Origin of the sequence: Dysgonomonas gadei ATCC BAA-286 (assembly GCF_000213555.1) — a bacterium.
Lineage (GTDB): Bacteria > Bacteroidota > Bacteroidia > Bacteroidales > Dysgonomonadaceae > Dysgonomonas > Dysgonomonas gadei.
Genome location: NZ_GL891981.1, coordinates 43,654 through 67,755 on the forward strand (window position 1 = coordinate 43,654; position 24,102 = coordinate 67,755).

Here is a 24,102-nt window from a genome sequence, read left to right on the forward strand (position 1 = left end):
CTGCTCTTGTAAATAATAAAAAGCTATATTTATGAAAAAAATATATATAATTCCTTTTATCATAGCATTGATTCTCTCGTCCTGCGTCGAATATGATGATGGTTACATTGATGGACAAACAAAAACAAGGGATGGGTTCTATACAGTAAACTGGACTGCGGCAGTAGATAGTAGTACCACTTCGTTTGTAAACAGATATTGGAATACGACGAGCCACTGCTTCAATAATACTTATGATGGACAGGTCGCAGGGAATGACTATTGGCCTGAAGCTCATGGCCTTGATGTGCTGGTGGATGCTTATCTGCGTACCAATGATAATAAATACAAGCAGGCTATTTATGATTGGTATGAAGGGGTAAGAAAAAAAAACTGGTATAGCAATAATTGGGAGAATGAATATTATGATGATATGGGCTGGCATGGCTTAGCTCATATGAGAGCCCTGGAAGCTACCGGAGACACAAGATACGAAGCATCTTCAAGAGACTTATGGAACTGGATTGCCAAAGGATGGACTGATTATGAAGGAGGTGGTATTCAATGGCGCAAAGATTCTGATATAAAAGGTGACGGTAAAGGAATTCCTGCCAATGGCCCTGCTGCTATTATCGCTGCCCGCAGATACAAGAAATATCCGGATGAAGTAGTAGAAGGGCTGAACGATCTTGAATGGGCCAAAAGGATATATAACTGGATGAAATATTATCGTACAATAATTTCTTCGGGTAGGGTATTTGAAAATGTAAATGATACCAATAGTGATTATTCTTACGATGTGGGCACATATCTGGGAGCAGCATTGGAGTTATATGATATTACGGGTGATAAGACATACTGGAATGATGCACTTAATATTACCAATTACCATATAACTTATAATATAAATGCGACAAATGGAATAATGAGGGATTATGGCGAGCAATCAGGTGATGGAGGAGGCCATGACTGTAACCTGTTCAAAGGGATATTTGTGCGTTATTTCACCATTCTGGTTCAGCACCCCGATCTTTCTCAGTCGGATAAAGCCCGCTATGTGGCATTCCTCAAAAATAACGCGGAATACCTGTGGATTAAGGGGACTCAAAAAACTCCGGATATTAAATTCAGTTATACATGGTGGTTAACACCGTCAGAAACAGAGGTATGGGGTGATCTTCGTTCAGCAATCAGTGCTGCAACTACAATCGAAGCTATGGCTTTGCTGCAAAAGAAAGGTATTTTATAAAAACATAATAAAACTAGCGTTATGCGAATTTCCTATGCTCTTCTCTCATCTCTTAGTGTTTTCACACTGATAAGTTGTGCAGGCAGAGTAAATGATACAGGTACTGGAAATAAAAATTTAGAGAGAGCCCAGGTTACACTGGACTCTCTTTATAAAAACTATTCAGCGCCCGATACTCATTTATTGCACGAGACCTTCCCCTTCGACAATAAGTATACTGCGACTTATCTTGCTGCGGATGAACAAAATAATAGACCGAATCAATATTCATATCTTTGGCCCTATTCAGGCACATTCTCTGCCGTCAATGTAATGATGGAAGCCGGCGATAAGAACAAATACCACGAAATTCTGGAGAAGCAGGTATTACTGGGGCTTGAAGAATATTTCGATACAAAGAGAACGCCCTATGCCTATGCTTCTTATATCAGTTCGGCTCCTGTATCCGACCGCTTCTATGATGATAATGTATGGTTGGGGATTGATTTCACCGATACCTATATGTTGACTAAGACACCTGCTTATCTTGATAAAGCCAAACTGATATGGGAATTTATTTTAAGCGGAACCGATGAAAAACTGAATGGAGGAATTTACTGGTGCGAACAAAAAAAGGAGTCTAAAAACACATGTTCCAATGCTCCCGGGGCTGTGTATGCATTTAAGCTTTTTCAGGCGACAAATGACAGCGCTTATTTCCATAAGGGAAAAGAACTATATGAATGGACTAAACTCCATTTGCAGGATACAGACTACTTATATTTTGATAATATCAGTTTAGACGGCAAAATAAGCAAAGCGAAATATGCATACAATAGTGGTCAGATGATGCAATCGGCAGCACTATTATATAAACTGACAAATGACAAAAAATATCTTGTCGAAGCGCAAAACATAGCGCAGGCCTGTTACAACTATTTCTTTTCAGATTTCACAGGTAAAGACGGCGAGAAATTCCGTATGATAAAGAAAGGTGATGTTTGGTTTACTGCAGTCATGTTAAGAGGATTTATTGAATTATATAATCTGGATAATAATAAAACATATATCGAAGCCTTCGACAAAAGCTTAGACTATGCGTGGAATAATGCCCGGGATGAAAACGGTTTGTTCAGCACAGATTTTAGTGGTGAAAATAAAGATGCAAAAAAATGGTTGTTGACACAAGCTGCCATAGTTGAAATGTATGGACGACTGGCTAATCTGAAAAAATATAAGTAACTTTATTAATAGCAATTAATCAAATCAAGCAAAATGAAAAAGAAAAAGCTTACACTATTATGCAGTGTAGTGGCAGCACTCTCTATGGCTGGGGAAGTACAGGCTTCGCATACGCTGGCTCTCCCTAAAGACAATACGAATATCGGGAATATATTTAATGTGGATAATAAATACAAGAGTAACCGTCCTCCTCAAAAAGACCGCTTTTTTAAATCGAACGCGGTGGAAAATGAAATTGTCCGCGTAAAAAAATTGCTCACCAACCAGAAGTTAGCCTGGATGTTCGAAAATTGTTTTCCTAATACGCTGGATACAACCGTGCGTTACCGAAAAACAGATGGTAAGGACGATACAGTGGTCTATACCGGTGATATCCATGCCATGTGGTTGCGCGATTCGGGGGCACAGGTTTGGCCTTATGTACAACTGGCTAACAGCGATACTGAGCTCAAAGCGATGCTTGCGGGTGTTATCCGCCGCCAGTTCAAATGTATTATAATTGACCCCTATGCCAATGCTTTTATAGATCCGCACGATCCTAATCCCGATCACCAGTGGATGAGTGACCTGACAGATATGAAGCTGGAGTTGCATGAACGAAAATGGGAAATAGATTCTCTTTGCTACCCACTCCGTTTGGCATATCACTATTGGAAAACCACAGGTGATACCAGTATATTTGACGAAGAATGGTTGCAAGCTATCACAAATATTCTGAAAACATTCAAAGAACAGCAACGTAAAGATGGAATTGGGCCCTACAAATTCCAAAGGAAAACCGAACGCCAGTTAGATACCTTAAACAATGGCGGATTAGGTAATCCTGTAAATCCTGTAGGACTGATTGTTTCATGTTTCCGTCCGTCTGATGATGCTACTACCTTCCAGTTTCTGGTACCTTCCAACTTCTTTGCTGTAACATCGCTCAGAAAAGCTGCCGAGATACTGTCCGAGGTAAGTAATCGTCCTGCACAAGCTCAGGAATGTCGCGATCTGGCTCAGGAAGTAGAGACAGCCTTGAAGAAATATGCAACTTACAATCACCCGGAATATGGTACCATTTACGCTTTCGAAGTAGATGGATTTGGCAACCAGTACCTGATGGACGACTCTAATGCTCCCAGCCTTTTATCTTTGGCTTATTTAGGAGATATGGATATTAATGATCCCATCTATCAGAATACCAGGAAATTTGTATGGAGCAAAGACAATCCATATTTTTTCAAAGGTACGGCCGGAGAAGGAATTGGTGGGCCTCATATTGGTTACGATATGGTTTGGCCAATGAGTATTATGATGAAAGCTTTTACCAGCAACAACGATGAAGAAATCAAGGCATGCATAGAAATGTTGATGAATACCGATGCAGGTACAGGTTTTATGCATGAATCTTTCCATAAGGATGACCCGAAGAACTTTACCCGCTCTTGGTTTGCATGGCAAAACACTCTGTTCGGAGAGTTGATTTTGAAGCAGATTAATGAAGGGAAAGTGGAACTACTGAATAGTATTAAATAAACAGAACACCAAAGTGGCAGGAGCAGGAAAAATCTCCTGTCACTCATTGTATAATACTGAAGACCTAAAATACCATGACAAATACCCGGTCGATACATCTGAATATACTAGCTATGTGTATAGCGCTTTTATTTGCTTCTTGTCAGAAAGATGCAACAGTATCAATAACAAATGCCCAATGCGAATACCTCGATAACCCGTTAGGTCTGGATACACCTCAACCGCGGTTCAACTGGAAACTCAATGATGCTAAAGACTTTCTCCAGGAAACGTATCGTATCAGGATCGCTACTGATTCCTCATTCTTACTGTCCGGTACTCCTGATATATGGGATTCAGGAATGACTAACGGTCAGTCTCTTTCTTCGGAATACTCCGGAGATAAAAAGCTTCAATCACATCAGCGTTACTATTGGGACGTCACTGTCTGGAGCAATAAGGGAGACTCTTGTATTTCGTCAATCAATATGTTCGGTATGGGAAAACTATCTCAATCCGACTGGGTTGCCAGTTGGATATCCGACACCCACGATAAAGAATATGAGCCGGCACCACTTTTCAGAAAAGAATTCAAAGTAGAAAAAAATATAGCCCATGCTACTCTCTATATTTCAGGAACTGCCTATTACGAGATGTTTCTAAATGGGGAGCGGGTAGGCAATAGTTATCTGGATCCCGGATATACACACTACAATAAACGTATATTATATGCGACTCACGATATCACGTCATTAATAAACAGAGGCGGCAATGCCATAGGCGTAGTATTAGGTAATGGCTTCTATAACTGTCAGAGCAAGGCTGTTTGGGATTTTGAGAGAGCCGACTGGCGTGGCCGTCCTCGTTTGTTATGCGAATTAAGAATTACTTATGCAGATGGTACTACGGACGTAATTGCCTCGGATGACACATGGAAGACCAATACAGGCCCGTATATCTATAATAATATATACAGTGGTGACAGATACGACGGTCGCCTGGAAGAGGAAGGCTGGAACAATACAGGTTTTGATGAAAAAAACTGGATAGCAGCTAAGATAACAGACAGTCCTGCACCATTAATAGTTTCCCAGCAGATGCCGCCGATACGTATAACGAAAGAAATAAAGCCTGCGTTATTAAAATCCTTTGGTGATACCCTCTTTGTTTTTGACTTAAAAGAGAATATAGCAGGTGTATGTCGTCTGAATGTAAAAGGAGAAAGAGGGACAACCTTTACTCTACAGCATGGAGAATTGCTGAAAGACGATGGCCGCTTGCAACCGGGCAATATTGATGTTTATTATCGTCCGGAGAAACCGGGAGAGGTTTTCCAAACAGATATATTCATACTGAAAGGCTCTGGTAAACAAGAAGAATTTACGCCACAATTTACCTATCATGGTTTCAGGTATATAGAAGTAAAAACCGACCGCCCAGTAACACTTACCGAAGATAATATAACAGGACTGTTCCTGCATACGGATATACCGCAAGTGGGATATTTCAGCAGTTCCAACAAGCTCCTTAACAAAATATGGGCTGCAACCAATCAAAGTTACCGGGGAAATATTCATAGCATACCTACCGATTGTCCTCAACGGGAGAAGAATGGATGGACTGCCGATGCACATATTGCCATGGATCTGGCTCTTCTCAATTTCGATGGTATTACATTTTATGAGAAATGGATGAACGACTTCATCGATAACCAGCGTCCTAACGGAGGTATATCGGGTATCATACCATCATCGGGATGGGGCTTTGGCGATTGGCCGGGTCCTGTGTGGGATGCCGCACTGTTTATCGTACCGAATGCATTATACGATTATTATGCAGACAAACGCTGTATAGAACGGTTGTATCCTACAATGCTAAACTATCTGGAGTATCTGAAAAATCAGGAAAAAGACGGGCTACTTACTTTCGGATTAGGTGATTGGGTATATTACAAAGCTCAGACCCCTAACGATTATACCTCCACGCTTTATTATTATCTCGATTATATGCTCATGGCACGTTTTGCAACTATATTGGGCAAAGATGCAAGCATGTATAAAGAAAAGGCGGAATCGCTAAAAAAAATAATCAACGACAAATTCTTCAACCCCGAAACGGCAGTTTATGCAAACGGTACTCAGACAGCACAGGCAATAGCTCTTTATCTGGAGATAGTTCCGGAAGGTAAAGAACAGGCGGTGGCCGATTATCTTCAAAAAATTGTGGCGGAGAATAATCATTTCCTTGATTTCGGATTGCTTGGAAGCAAAACAGTTCTTCGCATGCTCAGTAAATATGGCTATGTGGAAGATGCCTATAAAATGGCAACCAAAACAGAAGCTCCCTCATGGGGGTACTGGGTAGAGACTCAGGGTTATACAACACTTGCCGAAACATGGCTGTTAAGTCCCGAATTCCACGACGCTTCGTTAAACCATGTCTTTATGGGTGATATCAGTGCATGGATGTCCAGTTATCTGGCAGGAATTAATTACGATATATCCAGGCCCGGATTCGAAAATATCATTATAAAGCCATATTTCATCGCCGATCTGGAATGGGTAAAAGGCGAATATAATTCTGTACGCGGAAAAATATCCTCTGAATGGAAGGCTGACGGGAAAAATATAGAAATGACCGTGAAAATTCCGGCAGGATCTACTGCAACTATTTATGCCGGAGACAATAAATATAATGTAGGCTCAGGAGAGCATAAATACAGATTCGCTTTAAGATAAGAGGCAAAAGAGCCTGTTTGGATTTTTTTTAGAATTAAACAGGCTTTAAAGAATCTTCGGTTTTCACTTGTTTTTAATCAAAGAGTATGTATAAGAGAAATAAGTTTATCATTATCGGAGCAATAATGCTGATTGTAGTTGGCTGTTATGCTCAGGAGAGTAAAAAACGTCTGACCGATTATGTCAATCCGTTTATTGGTACTACCACCCTTTGGGACAGTATCGATCTTGGATATAAACCAACCCGCAGGGCATGGGGAGCCGAAGCTTATCCGGGTGCATCGGTCCCGAATTCGATGGTTCAGGTAACACCTGTCACCATGTGGCGAAGCGGCTCAGGTTACCAGTATGAAGATACGGTTATATATGCTTTTGCCCATACCAGCAAGGGGCATTGGAATTTGTGCTATGTTCCTCTTGTTGCTGTTAGCGGGGAGATTGCACCTAAGTCTTATTACTCGGCTTACAGTCATGACAAGGAGTCGGCCAGTCCGGGCTACTATCAGGTATATCTCCAAAAATATGATATAAATGCAGAAGTGACTTCTACGTTGCGATGTGCTTTCCATAGATATACCTATAAAAAAGGGAAGAACAAAAGGCTGCTAGCAGACCTGGCTCGTTCTAACGAACATGTAAGAGATTGGAAAATAGAAAAAACGTCAGACAATGTATTTACAGGCTATCAGCAAACCGGCCCTACATTCTATTTTTATGCTGTGACCAACCATAAGATAAAAGATGTGGAAAAGCTGAAAGAAGGTGATACGGAAGTCAGCATTGTCAATTTCTTCGACAATAAGGATATAAACGACCCGTTGGAGATGAAAGTCGGTTTTTCTTATGTAAGTATCGAAAATGCCAGAATGAATCTTGAGGCGGAGATGCTTGCCAAAGATTTTGACCAGGTGAGGAGTGAAGCAACAAATACATGGGATACCTTACTATCGAAAATACAGGTATCGGGTGGTACCGGTGAACAGAGGGAAACATTCTATTCTACTCTCTACCGTGCTTTCCTGTGGCCGATACTATTGAGTGACGTCAACGGAGAGTTTGTGAATGGCAGAGGTGAAGTAGTAAACAAAGGATTCCGTTATTACAGTGATCCGTCTTTTTGGGATGATTACCGTAATAAACTGATTTTATTGGGAATGATCTCGCCGGATGTTGCAGCCGATGTTATCAGCTCTATTACAGACCGGGGTGAGATCAGAGGGTTCATGCCGAGTTTCTTTCATGGAGACCATGCCTCTACATTTGTTACAGGAAGTTATCTGAGAGGTATACGGAACTTTGATGTGCAGGCGGCATACAAATTACTTCTCAACAATGCTTTTGTTGAGGGTAAGGGTGGACGTCCGCATATAAAAGAATATATGGAGCGGGGATGGATATCCGAGATGGATATTAAAGGCCCCAAATTGGAGACTGTAGCTAAAGCGGCTGTAACCAAGACCCAGGAATATGCTTATGACGATTATGCTACGGCATTGCTGGCTAAGGAACTCGCAGATAAGGAGAACTATGATAGACTGATGAAAAGGACAGATAGTTACAAACATCTGTTCGACCCGTCTACCCAACTTATGCGCGGACGTCTGGAAAATGGAGAATGGATAACCCCCTTCAGCCCTGAACGTCCTTTTTATGAATACATGTACCGTGAAGCTAACGGATGGCAGTCGACATTCTTTGCCTTGCACGATCCTGAAGGATTTATTGCTTTATACCCAAGTAAAGAGGCCTTTGAGACAAAGCTCGATTCTTTATTTGTTATTCCATGGAAAAACTATGAGGCCCATAATCTGACTACCTTCATCGGCCAGTATTGCCATGGTAATCAGCCGGGACATAGTATTCCGTATATGTATTATTTTATTGATAAACAGGAAAAAGCACAAAAAATACTGAATAAGATACTGAACGAACAATATCGTATGGGGCCCGAACGGTTAGCATACTGCGGCATGGATGACGCAGGTGAAATGTCGTCGTGGTATGTACTGAATGCAATCGGTCTATATACCTATTCTCCTGCAGATCCGCACTATATAGTCACTGTACCATTATTTGACAAGGTAGTGTTTAATCTGGATGGAAAGAATTTTACGATTAAGAGAAAAGGTACAGGAGAGAAGATTACCGATATAAGCTATGGCGGTAAGAAAATAGATGGTTATTTTATTACGCACCAACAATTGAAAGAAGGAAAGGAGCTTGTTGTTTCAACTAAGTAATCATCCGTTATTTACTGTTATAAATTTAATCTAGGACATTAGATAAACAATCCTGCCAATAGCATTATTGGCAGGATTGTTCTTTTTAGCGAATTGGAGATTCCACATCATTCCTTCCTGATAAACTTACTTCTATTTCATAACCGGAGTTTATCTACACCCAAACCCATACTTCCTTCCCACTTCTGATATTTATAAGAAGCTGAAAACGCAATACTTGCTCCCTTCTTAGTCCTATTTTCTGTCTAAAACGATGAATGGGAAAAATGTGCTATTTATAGCTACTTTTCTGTCATCTTTCTAATTTAAATTCCCATTCCTTTGTGACGTTAACAAATGATAAATTACAATCTATGAAATACCGATGAAATACGTCTCGCCCATTTAATTGAATTGGAAAAAGTCAGAGAATAAGGAAAATTAACAAATACTTAATTTACGATAAACATACAGACAAGACAGCTCATGCTGTCTTTGGATACAATTGTGAAATGTTTTAACAAACTAAATTCAGACCTATTCTTATGAAAATGAAAAACAGAATGAAAATTCAGCATTGGTTGATGCTGCTGATCGTTCTTTGCGTATCGTGCAAAGACGATAAATCCGACACGGATTCGCAAGCCTTCGATCCTTCGAAGCCTGTTGTGGTCTCTGATTTCGCACCGAAAGAGGGAGGAGCCAATCAGAAAATGATTATTTATGGTGAAAACTTTGGGAATGACCTCTCTAAGATCAAAGTTACTATTGGCGGGCAAAATGCAAGGATAATCGGAGTTAATCACCAATCTTTATATTGCATTGTCCCTGCGAAAGCTTACGATGGTGATATTGAAGTAAGTATCGTTGACGAGAGTGGAGAAAAGATTGCTTATGCAGAGGCCGGAGAACATTATGCCTATCAAAAGAAAATGCTTGTCAGTTCTTTCTTGGGGGAAACATATGAAAATAATACGAAGTTTGATGTAAAGGATGGCCCGTTTAACGATTGTGGAGGATTCGAAAAAATGGAGTGGTTAGTATTCGATCCTCTGAACCACAACCATCTGTATGTAGCCGGTTATGATAAATCATGCAGGCTTATTGATTTTGAGAAAAAATACGTAAGCACTTTCAATACAGGTATACCTAATCCTAATAAAAATGGAATTCCTTGTATTAACTGGACGTTGGGAGGTGATATGATTGTTACACATGACCAATCTAATGATACTCAGCCGGGAAATTATCTGCTCACCCGTGAATCGGGATTTAAAAGCCTGACTCCAATGGCTGCCGGTCGTGGAACCAGAGCTGCTGCTGTACATCCGATAAATGGAGAGTACTATTATGCATTCTATAATACGGGTATGGTATGGAGAGGTGTGGTAGGCACAAAAGAAGGTGTGAACATATTCAGGGTTCCGAATGCATCGGTAAGGATTTTTATTATCATTCATCCTACGGGGAACTATGCATATATAATAGTGAATAACAGGCAGTATATTATGCGTTCCGATTATAATTGGGCGACCAAAAATTTTACTGAGCCTTATCTGATAGCCGGAAAAGATCAAACTGCAGGCTATGCAGATGGAGTAGGTAGTTATGCCCGTGTAAATGAGCCTCAGCAGGGAGTCTTTGTAAAAAATCCGGAGTACGAAGGTCAGGAAGACGAATATGATTTCTATTTCTGTGATAAAGCGAATCATGTGGTACGTATTATGACTCCTCAGGGAAGAGTCTCCACATTTGCCGGTACACCTCAAGCCAGTGGATACAGAGATGGTGATCTACGTCTGGATGCCCGTTTTGCTTATCCGGCCGGAATAGCATATGATGAAGAAAGACAATGTTTCTATATCGGAGATTCCAATAATCGTCGTATCCGCAAAGTTGCTTATGAAGAATAATAAATGATAGACACATATTGATATGAGAAACTTTTTATTAACATGTATATTGGTACTCACGTTTTCGGTCAGTGCCTTGGCTCAGCAAACTATAGAAGTAACAGGTATCGTGACCGATACGAATAACGAACCTATGATCGGAGTGAGTGTATCCATAAGTAATATGCCGGGATTGGGGACTATTACCGATATAGAGGGAAAATATAAGATTAATATGACTTCTTACCATACACTGGTTTTTACTTATGTCGGCTTTGATAAAGTGGAGGTATTAGTGAAAGAACAGCGTGTTGTCAATATAGTTATGAAGGAGTCGGACAGAAGTGTACTTAACGAAGTAGTTGTTACCGGAACAGGAGTCCAGAAGAAAATTGCTGTGACCGGGGCTATTACAACTGTCGATGTTGAGGAACTGAAATCAAATCCGACCTCATCTATAGCAGATGGTCTGGCAGGCGTTGTACCGGGTATTATGGCAATGCAGACATCCGGTAAGCCAGGTAGTACTTCCGAGTTTTGGATACGCAGTATTTCTACGTTTGGCGGGAGTAATGCGGCATTGGTACTGATCGACGGTTTCGAACGTGATTTAAATGAAGTCAGTGTTGAAGATGTAGAGTCCTTTACCGTATTGAAAGACGCTTCTGCTACAGCTATTTATGGTAGTAAAGGAGCTAATGGTGTTATTTTGGTCAATACTAAACGGGGGAAAGAAGGGAAAATTAATATTAGTGCAAAGCTGGAAGGATTCTATAGTATGCTTACTAAGGTGCCGGATTTTGCAGACGGATATACATATGCATCCCTGGCTAATGAAGCCAAGACTACACGTAATCAGGATGTCCTCTATCAACCTGAAGAGTTGGAAATATTTCGTTTAGGACTGGATCCGGATTTGTATCCGGATGTGGATTGGATGGATGTTCTCTTGCGGGATGGATCTTGGAGTTCTCGTGCTACGCTGAATATGAGTGGAGGAGGAAGGACAGCGCGTTATTTTGTATCGGGAAGCTATCAGGATCAGCAAGGTATGTACAAGGTGGATAAGTCATTGAAAGATTATAATACGAATGCCAATTTCCGAAAATATACTTACCGTATGAATGTCGATATTGATATTACAAAAACTACCTTGTTGAAAGTAGGTGTTTCAGGTTCGTTGCGCAAGCAAAATGATGCCGGAATAGGAAGTGATGCTATCTGGACAGCATTAATGGGATATAATCCGATCATGGCTCCTATATTGTACTCTAATGGACTTGTACCTGCCTATGGTAATGATAACGGAGACCGTTTCAATCCATGGGTGCAAGCCACGATGACCGGATACAGGGAAAACTGGGATAATAATATTCAGACCAGCGTGGTTCTGGATCAGAAACTGGACTTTATTACGAAAGGCCTCTTCTTTACCGGACGATTTGGATATGATACCGAAAATAGTAATTGGATCAGGCGATATAAATATCCTGCAATGCATAAAGCAGAAAAATCGCGGGATATAAACGGAGATCTTGTATTTAATGAGATTGTAAAGGAGTCTCCTATGACACAATCTTCTGGAGCCGGAGGAAAAAGGAATGAATTTTTTGAATGGGAACTTCGTTACGATCGCAGATTTAACAACCATAATATTGGAGGAGTTTTAAAATACACCCAAGCATCTAAAACGCAAACAGTAGATATTGGAGACGATCTTAAACAAGGTATAGCCCGTCGTAATCAAGGTTTGGCCGGTCGTGTCCATTATAATTGGGCGAGTCGTTATTTTGTCGATTTCAACTTTGGATATACAGGATCTGAGAATTACCACAGAGATCACAGGTTTGGTTTCTTTCCTGCTGTTTCAGGAGCATGGAATATTGCTGGGGAGCCTTTCTTGAAAGATATCAGCTGGTTGGATATGTTCAAAGTACGTTATTCATGGGGAAAAACTGGTAGTGACAATTTAGGTAAAAAGGACAATAAAGATATTCGTTTCCCTTATCTCTACACGATTAATACAACGGCAAACAGTGCCTATAACTTTGGAGACTACGGCTATAGCAGGGAATATGCCGGTAAATATTATTCTGAGATAGCTTCTACGAATGTTTCTTGGGAGATTGCGACCAAGCAGGATCTCGGAATAGACCTTTCTTTTTTGGGAAACAGATTATCAGGAACAATCGATTATTTCTATGAACATCGTAAGGGCATCTATATGGAACGTGCGTATCTCCCATGGTCAGTAGGCGTAGAGAGTAATCCTTATGCAAATGTAGGTGAAGTGAAAGCCCGGGGATTTGATGGAAACTTCGTTTTCAAACAAAAAGCCGGAAATGTTGATTTTACTTTACGTGGCAATATGACCTACAGCAAAAATGAGATAATTGAAAGGGATGAGGAAAACTCTATTTATTGGTATAAGCTACAGAAAGGACATCGTGTGAATCAAGCCCGCGGGCTGGTTGCTTTGGGGTTGTTTAAAGATTATGAAGAGATACGGAACAGCCCGACACAAACTTTTGGCGATGTGATGCCCGGTGATATAAAATACAAGGATATTAATGGTGATGGAAGAATTGATGACAATGACAGGGTTGCTATCGGTGCAACAACGAAACCGAACCTTACTTATGGGTTTGGTATTTCTTCCAAGTGGAAAGGATTGGATGTGAGCATGCATTTCCAGGGAGTTGGGAAGTCGACTTTCCAAATCGGAGGCTCTTCCGTTCATATGTTTAGTTTAGGTGACGGGTGGGGTAATATATTGAGCGATTTGGCTAACTCGAATCGTTGGATACTAGGTGAGAATGAAGATCCGAATGCAGAATATCCACGTCTGACCTATGGTGCTAATTCGAATAATTACCAAAGTTCTACATATTGGCTCAGAGACGGCTCTTATTTACGACTGAAAACGCTGGATATCGGTTATACATTTCCTACGGCTTTAGTGAATAAAATGCATATGAGTAATGTCCGCATTTTCTTTATAGGTACCAACCTACTCACATTCTCCAAATTCAAGTTATGGGATCCGGAAATGGGAAGTTCTGATGGGAAAAAATACCCGCTTAGCAAAACCATTTCATTAGGAATATCAGTTAATCTATAAACATTAAATGCATATGAAGAAAATAATAATAATTTTATCTATAGTAACGGGATTGGGCTTGGCTCTTGGCGGATGCTCGGATTATCTGGACTCGGATTATCTGTTTGATGAACGTATGTCTATAGAGGATGTCTTCCAGAACAGAGACTATACGAATGAATGGCTGGCTCAGGCTTATTCCTATTTAGGAAATGGTTATTTACAAGATGTATCCAGTAAAAAAAATATCCCTTTCAATTTTGCTGACGATATGTATTACGGAGATGAATCGGATGGATACATGAGATGGAAAAGTGGTCGTTACTCTGAAAGCGGCGATCATAATGAAACCCAATATATCTGGCAGAATGCTTACAGGGGAATCCGTCAGGCTTCTATCTTTGTGAATAACATAGATAAAAACAAACAATTTAGCGCGTCGGAGATTGTTGACTTAAAAGGTCAGGCCTATTTCTTAAGAGCTTATTTCTATTGGTTCATGCTACGCTTATATGGTCCTGTGCCTATTATACCGGATGAAACAGTAGATTATATGAAAGAATACGATGAAGTGGCCCAAGCTAGAAATACGTATGACGAATGTGTGGATTATATCATCGGGGATTTGGTGAAAGCAGCTGAACTGCTTCCAACTACCTCCCGTGCAGTACAAGAGCTAGCTCGTCCTACCCGTGGTTCAGCTTTGGGGCTCCGTGCAAAGGTACTGTTATTTGCTGCCAGTCCGTTATATAATGGGAAAGCTCCGGCTGATGTTGCTGCAGCTCTGATAGACAAAGAAAGTAAGCGCCTGCTTCCGGAGACTTATGATGAGTCTAAATGGGCTAAAGCCGCCGCTGCAGCCAAGGATGTGATGGATATGAACCATTATAGCTTGTATTTCGCATATTCTAAGAGTAGTGGCGATATTGCTTATCCGGCCACTATTACCCCCTACAATGATGGTAATTTTGTAAATCAGGATTGGCCGAATGGCTATAAAAACATAGACCCGTTCGAATCGTATCGTGCCTTGTTTAATGGAGATGTTCTTGCTCATGAGAATCCTGAACTTATTTTTACCCGTGGTCAGAATGGCTCTGGAGAAGATGTGTCAACTCTTGTCCTTCACCAGTTACCTCGTCTCTATGGGAAAGGATATAGCTCTCATGGTATGACTCAGAAACAATGCGATGCCTATTATATGGCAGATGGCACAGACTGCCCGGGTATGAACTCTATGTATGGGGCAGTGCCGGGATATACCGGCCGCTACGATAGTCGTCCCCGTGAAGCAGGTTTGGTTACTTCAGGAGAATTATTCAATTATCCGGAATTAGGTCCTTTGGGTGTAGGGGTATCAAAACAATATGTGAATCGTGAACCGCGTTTCTACGCATCTGTAGCATACAACGGATGTACCTGGAATTTGCTGAATGCCGAAAAGGATAAAGATGAAGAGAGTAACAAGCAGGTATTTTATTACCGCGGAAGTGGGAATGGGTACACGAATGCTACTTACTGGTTGCGTACTGGCATAGGTATCAAAAAATATGTAAGTCCGTATGATATAAGCAACACAACTTCTACAGCTTATGATAAATCCCGGTTTACAAAAAAGGTAGACCCGGCCATTCGTTATGCTGAGATACTGTTAATTTATGCAGAAGCGTTGAATGAGTTGAGTGGACAATATAATATACCATCATGGGATGGAACTAAAACGCATCTTATAAGCCGTACTACCAGTGAATTAAAGAAAGGTATACAGCCAATTCGTATTCGTGCCGGAGTTCCTGATTATGCAGAAGATGTTTATGGCAATCAGGATAAATTTCGTGAGAAGCTGAAACGTGAACGGCAGATTGAATTGTTTGCAGAAGGACACCGTTATTTTGATCTTCGCCGCTGGATGGATGCTCCGGTAGAAGAAGCAGCTCAGATTTACGGATGTAATGCATATGCAACTAAGGATATGCCTGAGGCTTTCCATACACCTGTCGTAGTGCCTTCGCTGCCTACTATATTTGCGCGTAAGATGTGGTTTTTACCTATTCATCATACCGAGTTGAGACGCAACTCGAAACTGATTCAAAATCCGGGCTGGACTAATCCTGAATAACTCTTATAATTCGAAGAAAATGAAATATATATATTATCTGTTTTTAGCCATGTTCACAATAATGTGTTGTGTATCATGCAACGATGAATGGAAAGATGAGCAATATATACAGACAGCCTCTTTCAAAGCCATTCCTAACAGTCTGGGGGTAACTCCTGTGTATGTACGCTATAAGTCTGAGGGGAAAGTGGTTTATAATCTTCCCGTCATTATCAGTGGTTCGACAATGAACTCTCAAAACCGGACTATACATATCGGTCTGGATCCTGATACGCTGGCTGTATTGAACCAAGAAGCATATGGCCATCGTAATGAACTATATTTTAAACAATTGGGGACAACCTATTATGGCATGTCGGAAACGATAGACGTTCCTGCGGATAAATATACTACCACGGTTCCCATTGAGTTTACATTAGGGAATTTGGACCAGACTGATAAATGGGTATTACCTTTGAGGATATTGAGTGATCCTTCATACAATTATCAGGCTAACCCTCATAAGTACTATCAGAGGGCTATGTTACATATTAATCCGTTCAATGATTATTCGGGTACATACAGCGGGACCTTATACAAAATATATCTGGCTCCCGATATGGAGACAGCATTGAATATGTCGTCGGTAAGGACTTATGTAGTGGACGAAAATACTATCTTTCTTTATGCCGGAATCAGGGATATAGACTACTTGGATAGGAAACTATATAAGATATTTATCAGGTTTACAGATGAGATGATCGATATCCAGAAAAAGAAGCTGGAGATTTATACGGATAATCCGGAAATAAACTTAAATGTACAAGGACAACCATATTATACTGTAGAAGAAGAAATGGATGCTACAAAGGTATATATGAAGCATATATATATTACTTTGGGATTGAGTTATACATTTGAAGACTATACGACAATCTCCGGTACTCCGCTTAAATATACAGTAACAGGGATATTGTCCATGCAACGTGACCTGAATACATTGATTCCGGACGAAGACCAACAAATCCAATGGTAGAAGGACAGTACATATAGTAATATGGGGTTACTTATAAAACAATTGGTAACCCCATATAATGTTCTTATCTGTTTATTTTATAAAGTGATACCTATGAAGGCACGAATGTTCAAACTAATACCGGTATTACTTCTACTACGATCTCAATCTAAGAACCGATAACTTGTATCTTTAGACCCACTTCCAGAAGTTTAATTCTTATAAAAATAAGTTTAAAAATAATCCTGCAAATTAGGATTTGCTCAGTTCGATTTAAATAAACTGCCTATAATTGAAAAATCTATGAAAAGAATATTTATATATCAGCTGTTTCTGATTGTTTTCACATCACATATATATTCGTGTAAAGATTCGGAGAATAAAATTACTGAAGGAGAAATTACTAACTTCTCTGTATGGGACCAAAAATCGGTTAATCATATACTTCATGTCGATAATGTGAATAATGTCATCAGTAATAGAGAAGAGCTCCCCACATATGTCAATCTTAAAGAACTACTAGTAGAATTCAAAGTTAATAACGCAGATGTGATACTCAAGCTTAACGGTAAGGTTCAGCAAAGCGGAGGTAATAAAAATGACTTTTCGAAGGAATGTGTCTATGATCTTTATGTAGGCGATATTAAGCAAAAGTCATATACGGTCAAAATAACCAAACCTAAATCATCGAATAGTTTTCAGACATTTACCTTTCCTGAGAAACAAATGGAGCAGTATCAACCGGCAATAAATACTGAAACCGGGGAAATCTCGAATGAAAATGAAATTCCGTCAAATATAGATATTACCTCTTTACAGCCCGAATTTACTACATCTGAAAAAAGTTCGGTCGTTAAGGTAAATGGAGTAGTGCAAAAAAGCGGAAACGCCAGGCATGATTTCACTAAGCCAATCACATATAGTATAGAAGGAGAGGATGGCACATCGAGACAATACACTGTGACGTTAAAACAAGGAGATCAGGCTATTTTGACAAATCCTATTATTGTAGGCAGTTATGCTGATCCTACAGTTATCCGTGTGGGAAAAGAGTTTTACCTATATGTGACATCAGGAAGAGTGAGGGGCTATAAATCTACCGATCTGATAAACTGGCCCCGCATCGGAGGCAGTAAAAGTGAGGTATTTGATAAAAGGCCCGATTTCACGGATGATGATGTGAACGATACAGGAATGTGGGCTCCGGATATTAATTATTATGATGGAAAATATGTGATGTATTATGCTATATCTAAGTGGAGCGGAGGTGCTACATGTGGTATCGGCGTGGGAGTCTCAGATAAACCTGAAGGACCTTTTGTTCCGCCTGCAGGCAATTCCAATGGAAAATTGTTTGTCAGTACTGAAATAGGGGTTCATAATTCAATCGATCCTTGTTTCGTCGAAGAAGATGGCAAGCGCTATTTATTCTGGGGCAGCTTCTATGGAATATACATGACAGAATTAACGGCAGATGGCATGGCAGTGAAAGATTTAACAAAGAAGACACTGATTGCGGGTAAATCATTTGAAGCTCCTTATATTCATAAAAGAGGGAAATACTACTATTTGTTTGTATCTACCGGGGCATGTTGTGAAGGTATGACCAGTTCATATAAAGTAATGGTCGGAAGATCCGAAAGTCTGTCAGGTCCATATCTGAATAAGGCGGGAACAGACATGAAAACATTCGACGCGTGGAATCCTTCTAACTACCAACCTATTGTAGTGAGGGGAGATGCTACATTTGGCGGACCCGGACATAATTCAAGGATTATAACTGATGATAATGGAGTAGATTGGATGCTCTATCATGCTTATATCGACAATGGTAGTAGCCAGCGCAATTTAATGTTGGATAGAGTAAAATGGGACGATGCAGGATGGCCTATAATAGGTAATGGCACCCCTTCGTATTCAATGAACATAGTTCCGGTTTTCAAATAGATACTAAAGAATGATAGATATCAGAAGTATTCTGTCTTAATATCAGGATTATTGGAATGTGGAATTGTTTTCTTCTGTTTTTAGCATTGGTTAACATTGTAACGTTAAAATCTGACACTTCTGACATATTTTTCATTATTTTCATTCTGTCTGTTTTGTGTTAATTAACTTTATATAGTTAAAAAGTAACAAAGGTAACAGCTTTTAGCTATTAGCTGATGGCTTTTAGCCGTTAGCAACTCGTATCTTATATCTTGTTTACTTGCAGCTTTTTTCAAAAGGTAACAAACGTAACACTTTTTATTCATTTGTTAATATACTAATTCGATAATTCGCAAATCTGCTGATCAATACATCAAAGAGCTATTGGTTAGAATTATATAGATAAACTTTTTCCAGAAATATTAAATTGTGATTTGTTCTATAAATTTAATAAAGAAATATCATGGTTATTCTCCGGATAGATATCTTTGTCCTGACAAATTTCCAGTAATACAGGCAGACCGAAAAATGAAACTAGAAATAAGCTTTTTATCACTTTATAAGCGGTTTCTCAAGACTTGTCCCCGGAGAGATATAAAAGAAGATAATCTCTCATTGTATAAAGCATCTGGTGAAAATATAAAAGGTTGATCTAAGGTAATATCAAATTTAACCTGTTTATTGATGTATCAATCCCTCAATTTTGAAGAGTTGATAGACTGGCGTTGGTATGGGATGAAACTTTCATTATAAGGGATGATATTTTCATTTTGGGATAATATATAACGATACATTTGTATATAGTCATTTATGTGAATGTCGTTAACCAAATGAAAATAATAATGTGGAAATACATAATTTATTTATCACACATGTCTTATTTTTTATACCATAATACTGTAGGCTGAATGAAAGGCAAAGAGAGAAAGAAATCAAAAAAGAAAAAGACAACGGCCCAATCACTCTTTTAGAACAATCTGTATTTGAAACGCAGAAATATCCGGACCACCTAATTGGAAAAATTTCTCACGATCTGCCTCAGTCTGGATGAAATTAATGTAAATAGCTAATATATAATCTATACCGGATTATGAGATTGAATACTCTGAAGTTTTTTCTCTGCTTGTCACTGTGCTTTGTTATTACGGGTCTTTCTTCTCAATCGACGCAATATTATTTTAGTCATTACGGAATACGGGAAGGGCTTTCGCAAAATACGGTGAATGCTATACTGCAAGACCGGACAGGTTTTCTATGGGTAGGAACTAAAGATGGATTAAACCGGTTTGATGGCTTTTCTTTTCGCACATTTAAACGCGATATTCTCGACAAAAACAGTATTGGTAATAATTATATAAAGGTTCTGCATGAAGATAACAGGGGCAAAATATGGGTGGGAACCGATGCCGGTATATATGTGTATGATCCATATACAGAGCAATTTAGTCAATTCCTGGTACAGGCGGATAATAAAGTGGTTATTAATAAGACGATATCGGCGATAGAAGGCAACGGGTCGTACATTTGGATTGCAGTCGAATCGCAGGGGATTTTTTGTTATGACGTACAGTCGGGTTTACTCAGGAACTTTGATCTCAAAAGCCATGATATATCCTCTAATATCGAATGCCTTAAAGAAGACAGAAATGGCGTTTTATGGCTGGGAAGCTATGGGGAAGGACTGTTTTACTCAAAGGACAATCTGAAAACCATTCGTGAGTTTACAGATGATAATGGTGAAAAGGTATTTCGCGACGACGTTATTCTCAAGATTATCCCGGGAGCATATAATTGCTTGTATGTAGGTTCGGTAAAAGAAGGCCTTAAGGAACTGAGCCTTTCTTCCGGGAAGGTGCGCGATTTGTTGCAGATAGATAATAACAACGAGAAGATTTTCATTCGCGATATAATGATAAATTCGGATAATGAGTTGTGGCTGGGAACCGAATCGGGTATATATATTTATAATTTACGAACCAATAATTACCTGCATCTGGAGAGTTCTTTTTACGATTCCTATTCTTTGTCAGACAATGCTATTTATTGTTTGTGCAAGGATAGGGAAGAAGGTATCTGGATAGGTTCATACTTCGGCGGCCTGAATTATTATCCGAAGCAATACACACATTTCAACAAATATTATCCTACGGATACTTCTAACGGCCTGCGGGGAAAGAGAGTGAGGGAGTTTTGCGCAGACCCATCGGGGCTTATCTGGATCAGTACAGAAGACGGAGGACTCAGCAACTATAATCCACAGACAAATAAGATTTCGTTTTTTGAACCCAGCAGAGCCTTTTCCAATGTCCAATGCCTTTTGCCCGATGGCGATAACTTGTGGGTGGGTACATTCTCGAAAGGAGTAAAAGTAATAAACAGAAATACAGGGCATATAAAATCTTATAATAAAGGAAATACCTCCAATTCATTGAACGATGACAATATTTTTGCCATGCTGCGTACATCTGACGGGACTATCTATTTGGGCACTTTATTCGGGCTGCTCAAATATAACAGGGCGACTGATGATTTTTTTGTAATTCCGGAGCTGAAAGGTAAATTCATATATGATATTAAAGAAGACAGACACGGCGATCTCTGGTTGGCAACCTATTCCGATGGGGTTTTCTGTTACGATATAAATAAGAAGAAATGGAAAAACTACCTGCATAATGAAACGGATGAGAAGAGTTTACCGTATAATAAGGTAACAAGTATATTTGAAGACAGCCGTCACCAGATATGGATCACCACACAAGGCCGTGGCTTTTGCCGGTTCGATCCGTCAACAGAAACTTTTATAAGATATGATGAGCGAAACGGCTTGCCCAACGATGTTATATATCAGATTGTAGAAGACGACAAAGGTCTTTTCTGGATCACATCTAATAAAGGGCTCATTTGCTTCAATCCGGTTGATAATTTTATAAAAAACTATACAGTGGTAGATGGGATTCTGAGTAATCAATTCAATTACAGGTCAGGATTTAAGTCTGAGGACGGAAGCCTTTTTATGGGGAGTATAGATGGTTTTATAAGATTCGAGCCGAAGGATTTTTCCGAAAGTAAATATAAGCCGACTCCTGTTATAACAGATTTTCTATTGTATAACAAAAGAGTTAGTGTAGGGGAGAGGAAATCGCCTTTGCAGCGGAGTATTATCTATACAGACAGCCTTATTCTCAACTCGAAACAAAATTCATTCAGCTTCAGGGTAGCTGCCTTGAGTTATCTGTCTCCTCATACAAATATTTTAAAGTACAAGCTCGAAGGGTTCGATAAGGATTGGCTGTTGATGACAGAAAGCCCGCTGATCAATTATTCTAATCTCAAATACGGGGATTATGTATTTCGGTTGAAAATATCTGACCCGACAATGCCTTCAATAGAGAACGAGAAGATCCTTTTTATAAGGATTTTACCACCGTTTTATTTGTCGCCATGGGCATACGTCCTCTATGTTCTCATATTTGGCTCCTTTGTTTACTATATTGTATATAATATAAGGAAGCGGGCGACAATGCGTGAACGAAGGGAAATGGAGAAATTTGAACAACAGAAAGCATTGGAGATATACGATGCCAAGATCCGTTTTTTTACCGATGTTGCACATGAAATACGAACCCCCCTGACGCTGATAAAAGGGCCTCTGGAAAATATTCTTTTAACTGATTATATAGACGATATGATCAGGGATGATTTGAATATTATGAATCATAATACAGATCGCCTGTTAAATCTGACAAATCAACTGCTCGACTTCCAGAAAATAGAGAGTAAAGGACTTCAGCTTAGTTTTACCGAATGTAATATCTCAGATATTTTGCGGGGCTGTTATCTGCAATTTAAACTATCTACCCAGCAGATGAATTTGAATTTTGTACTCCGCTTGCCGGATAAGGATTTGTTTGCTCATATAGATAAGGAAGCATTTACCAAGATTATCAGTAATTTGTTCAGTAATGCGATGAAATATGCGCAGACGTATATAGAGGTAAAACTGGATGTTGATGATGAAAAAAGAGAGTTGCGGGTGGTTATAAAGAATGATGGAAATATCATCTCGCCGGACATGCGGGAAGAAGTTTTTAAGCCTTTTGTGAGGCTCAATAATATTGAAACCTCTAAGCCACTTCCGGGTACTGGGATCGGGCTGGCCTTATCTCGTTCGTTAGCAAAACTTCATCAAGGGAGCCTGTATATCGAAGACTATGCAGATTGCAACAGTTTTTGTCTGGTATTACCTATGACCGTTTATGATGAAAAAGCACTTCCACTTCCCGTTATCGTTCAGCCGGAAGATTCTTCTTCCAGATTGGCGATACTGATTGTAGAGGATGACCCGGAATTGCTTGCTTTTATTGTTAAGCAACTATCGGCATATACCATATTTACGGCCACAGATGGAAACGAAGCATTAAATGTGCTCGATTCTAACATTGTGAATCTGATTATAACTGACGTTATGATGCCCCATATGGATGGTTTTGAATTGTGCCGCATATTGAAGTCAAATATCGATTATAGTCATATACCCGTTATTCTTCTTACGGCAAAAACGAATCTCCGGTCCAAGATAGAAGGACTGGAAGCCGGTGCTGATATGTATATTGAAAAACCATTCTCGGTAGAGTACTTGAGAGCCTGCGCATCTAATCTGATACATAATCGGATAAAGCTGAAAGAAATTTTTGTCAATTCACCTCTTGTGGCGGCCAACTCCATGGCATTTACCAAGGCAGACGAAGACTTTTTGAAAAAGATGAATGAAATTATACTTGACAATATTGATAATCCTGAATTTAATATGGATGACATGGTTGGAACCCTGCATATGAGCCGCTCCGTTTTTTACAGGAAGATCAAGGGGATCCTGAATATGAACCCGAATGAATATTTACGTCTCGAACGCCTGAAAAAAGCGGCCGAATTATTACTTGCCGGAAACAGCCGTATTAATGAGGTCTGTTATTTGGTCGGATTCAATTCTCCTTCATATTTTGCCAAATGCTTTCAGAAACAATTTGGTATTTTACCCAAAGATTTTGTCAATAGTAAGAAGCAGATGCCTAGAGATTGAGTGAGTGAAACAAATGTTGTATCAATTGGAATAATTATGTTGCATTGCTTATTCCCGATTTTTCATCTTTGTAAGGCAATTTGTT

Annotated in this window: 11 protein-coding genes; all 11 read left to right on the forward strand. The window is 39.6% G+C overall.

Annotation, left to right across the window (positions count from 1 at the left end; genetic code table 11):
• The first annotated feature begins 31 nt into the window (after window positions 1-31).
• The 11 genes from HMPREF9455_RS07010 to HMPREF9455_RS07060 all read left to right on the forward strand — a co-directional run bounded on the left by HMPREF9455_RS07010 (window position 32) and on the right by HMPREF9455_RS07060 (window position 24,017).
• Window positions 32-1,228 (forward strand): glycoside hydrolase family 76 protein, encoded by a 1,197-nt coding sequence (locus HMPREF9455_RS07010; protein WP_006798937.1) that lies wholly within the window; start codon window positions 32-34, stop codon window positions 1,226-1,228.
• A gap of 21 nt (window positions 1,229-1,249) precedes the next feature.
• On the forward strand, window positions 1,250-2,449 hold the full coding sequence (locus HMPREF9455_RS07015; protein ID WP_006798938.1) for a glycoside hydrolase family 76 protein: 1,200 nt from the start codon (window positions 1,250-1,252) through the stop codon (window positions 2,447-2,449).
• Window positions 2,450-2,482: 33 nt separating this feature from the next.
• Window positions 2,483-3,967: a glycoside hydrolase family 125 protein gene (locus HMPREF9455_RS07020; protein ID WP_006798939.1), complete on the forward strand. Its 1,485-nt coding sequence runs from the start codon at window positions 2,483-2,485 to the stop codon at window positions 3,965-3,967.
• Window positions 3,968-4,041: 74 nt separating this feature from the next.
• Window positions 4,042-6,684 carry an alpha-L-rhamnosidase gene (locus tag HMPREF9455_RS07025; protein WP_006798940.1) on the forward strand — a complete coding sequence of 881 codons (2,643 nt, stop codon included), beginning with the start codon at window positions 4,042-4,044 and terminating at the stop codon, window positions 6,682-6,684.
• A gap of 86 nt (window positions 6,685-6,770) precedes the next feature.
• Window positions 6,771-8,924: a GH92 family glycosyl hydrolase gene (locus HMPREF9455_RS07030; RefSeq protein WP_006798941.1), complete on the forward strand. Its 2,154-nt coding sequence runs from the start codon at window positions 6,771-6,773 to the stop codon at window positions 8,922-8,924.
• A 542-nt stretch (window positions 8,925-9,466) separates the two neighbouring features.
• Window positions 9,467-10,816, forward strand: a complete 1,350-nt coding sequence (locus HMPREF9455_RS07035; protein ID WP_242052454.1) for an IPT/TIG domain-containing protein — start codon at window positions 9,467-9,469, stop codon at window positions 10,814-10,816.
• A 22-nt stretch (window positions 10,817-10,838) separates the two neighbouring features.
• Window positions 10,839-13,916, forward strand: a complete 3,078-nt coding sequence (locus HMPREF9455_RS07040; protein ID WP_006798943.1) for a SusC/RagA family TonB-linked outer membrane protein — start codon at window positions 10,839-10,841, stop codon at window positions 13,914-13,916.
• 13 nt (window positions 13,917-13,929) lie between these two features.
• Window positions 13,930-16,014 (forward strand): RagB/SusD family nutrient uptake outer membrane protein, encoded by a 2,085-nt coding sequence (locus HMPREF9455_RS07045; protein ID WP_006798944.1) that lies wholly within the window; start codon window positions 13,930-13,932, stop codon window positions 16,012-16,014.
• A gap of 19 nt (window positions 16,015-16,033) precedes the next feature.
• Window positions 16,034-17,029, forward strand: coding sequence for a DUF4973 domain-containing protein (locus tag HMPREF9455_RS07050; RefSeq protein ID WP_006798945.1), 996 nt, complete (start codon window positions 16,034-16,036; stop codon window positions 17,027-17,029).
• Between the two features lie 282 nt (window positions 17,030-17,311).
• Entirely contained in the window at window positions 17,312-18,955 is a 1,644-nt protein-coding gene (locus HMPREF9455_RS20640) for a family 43 glycosylhydrolase (protein ID WP_006798946.1), read from the forward strand.
• A gap of 1,072 nt (window positions 18,956-20,027) precedes the next feature.
• Complete coding sequence (locus tag HMPREF9455_RS07060) at window positions 20,028-24,017, forward strand: hybrid sensor histidine kinase/response regulator transcription factor (protein ID WP_006798948.1); 3,990 nt, start codon at window positions 20,028-20,030, stop codon at window positions 24,015-24,017.
• Window positions 24,018-24,102: the final 85 nt, after the last annotated feature.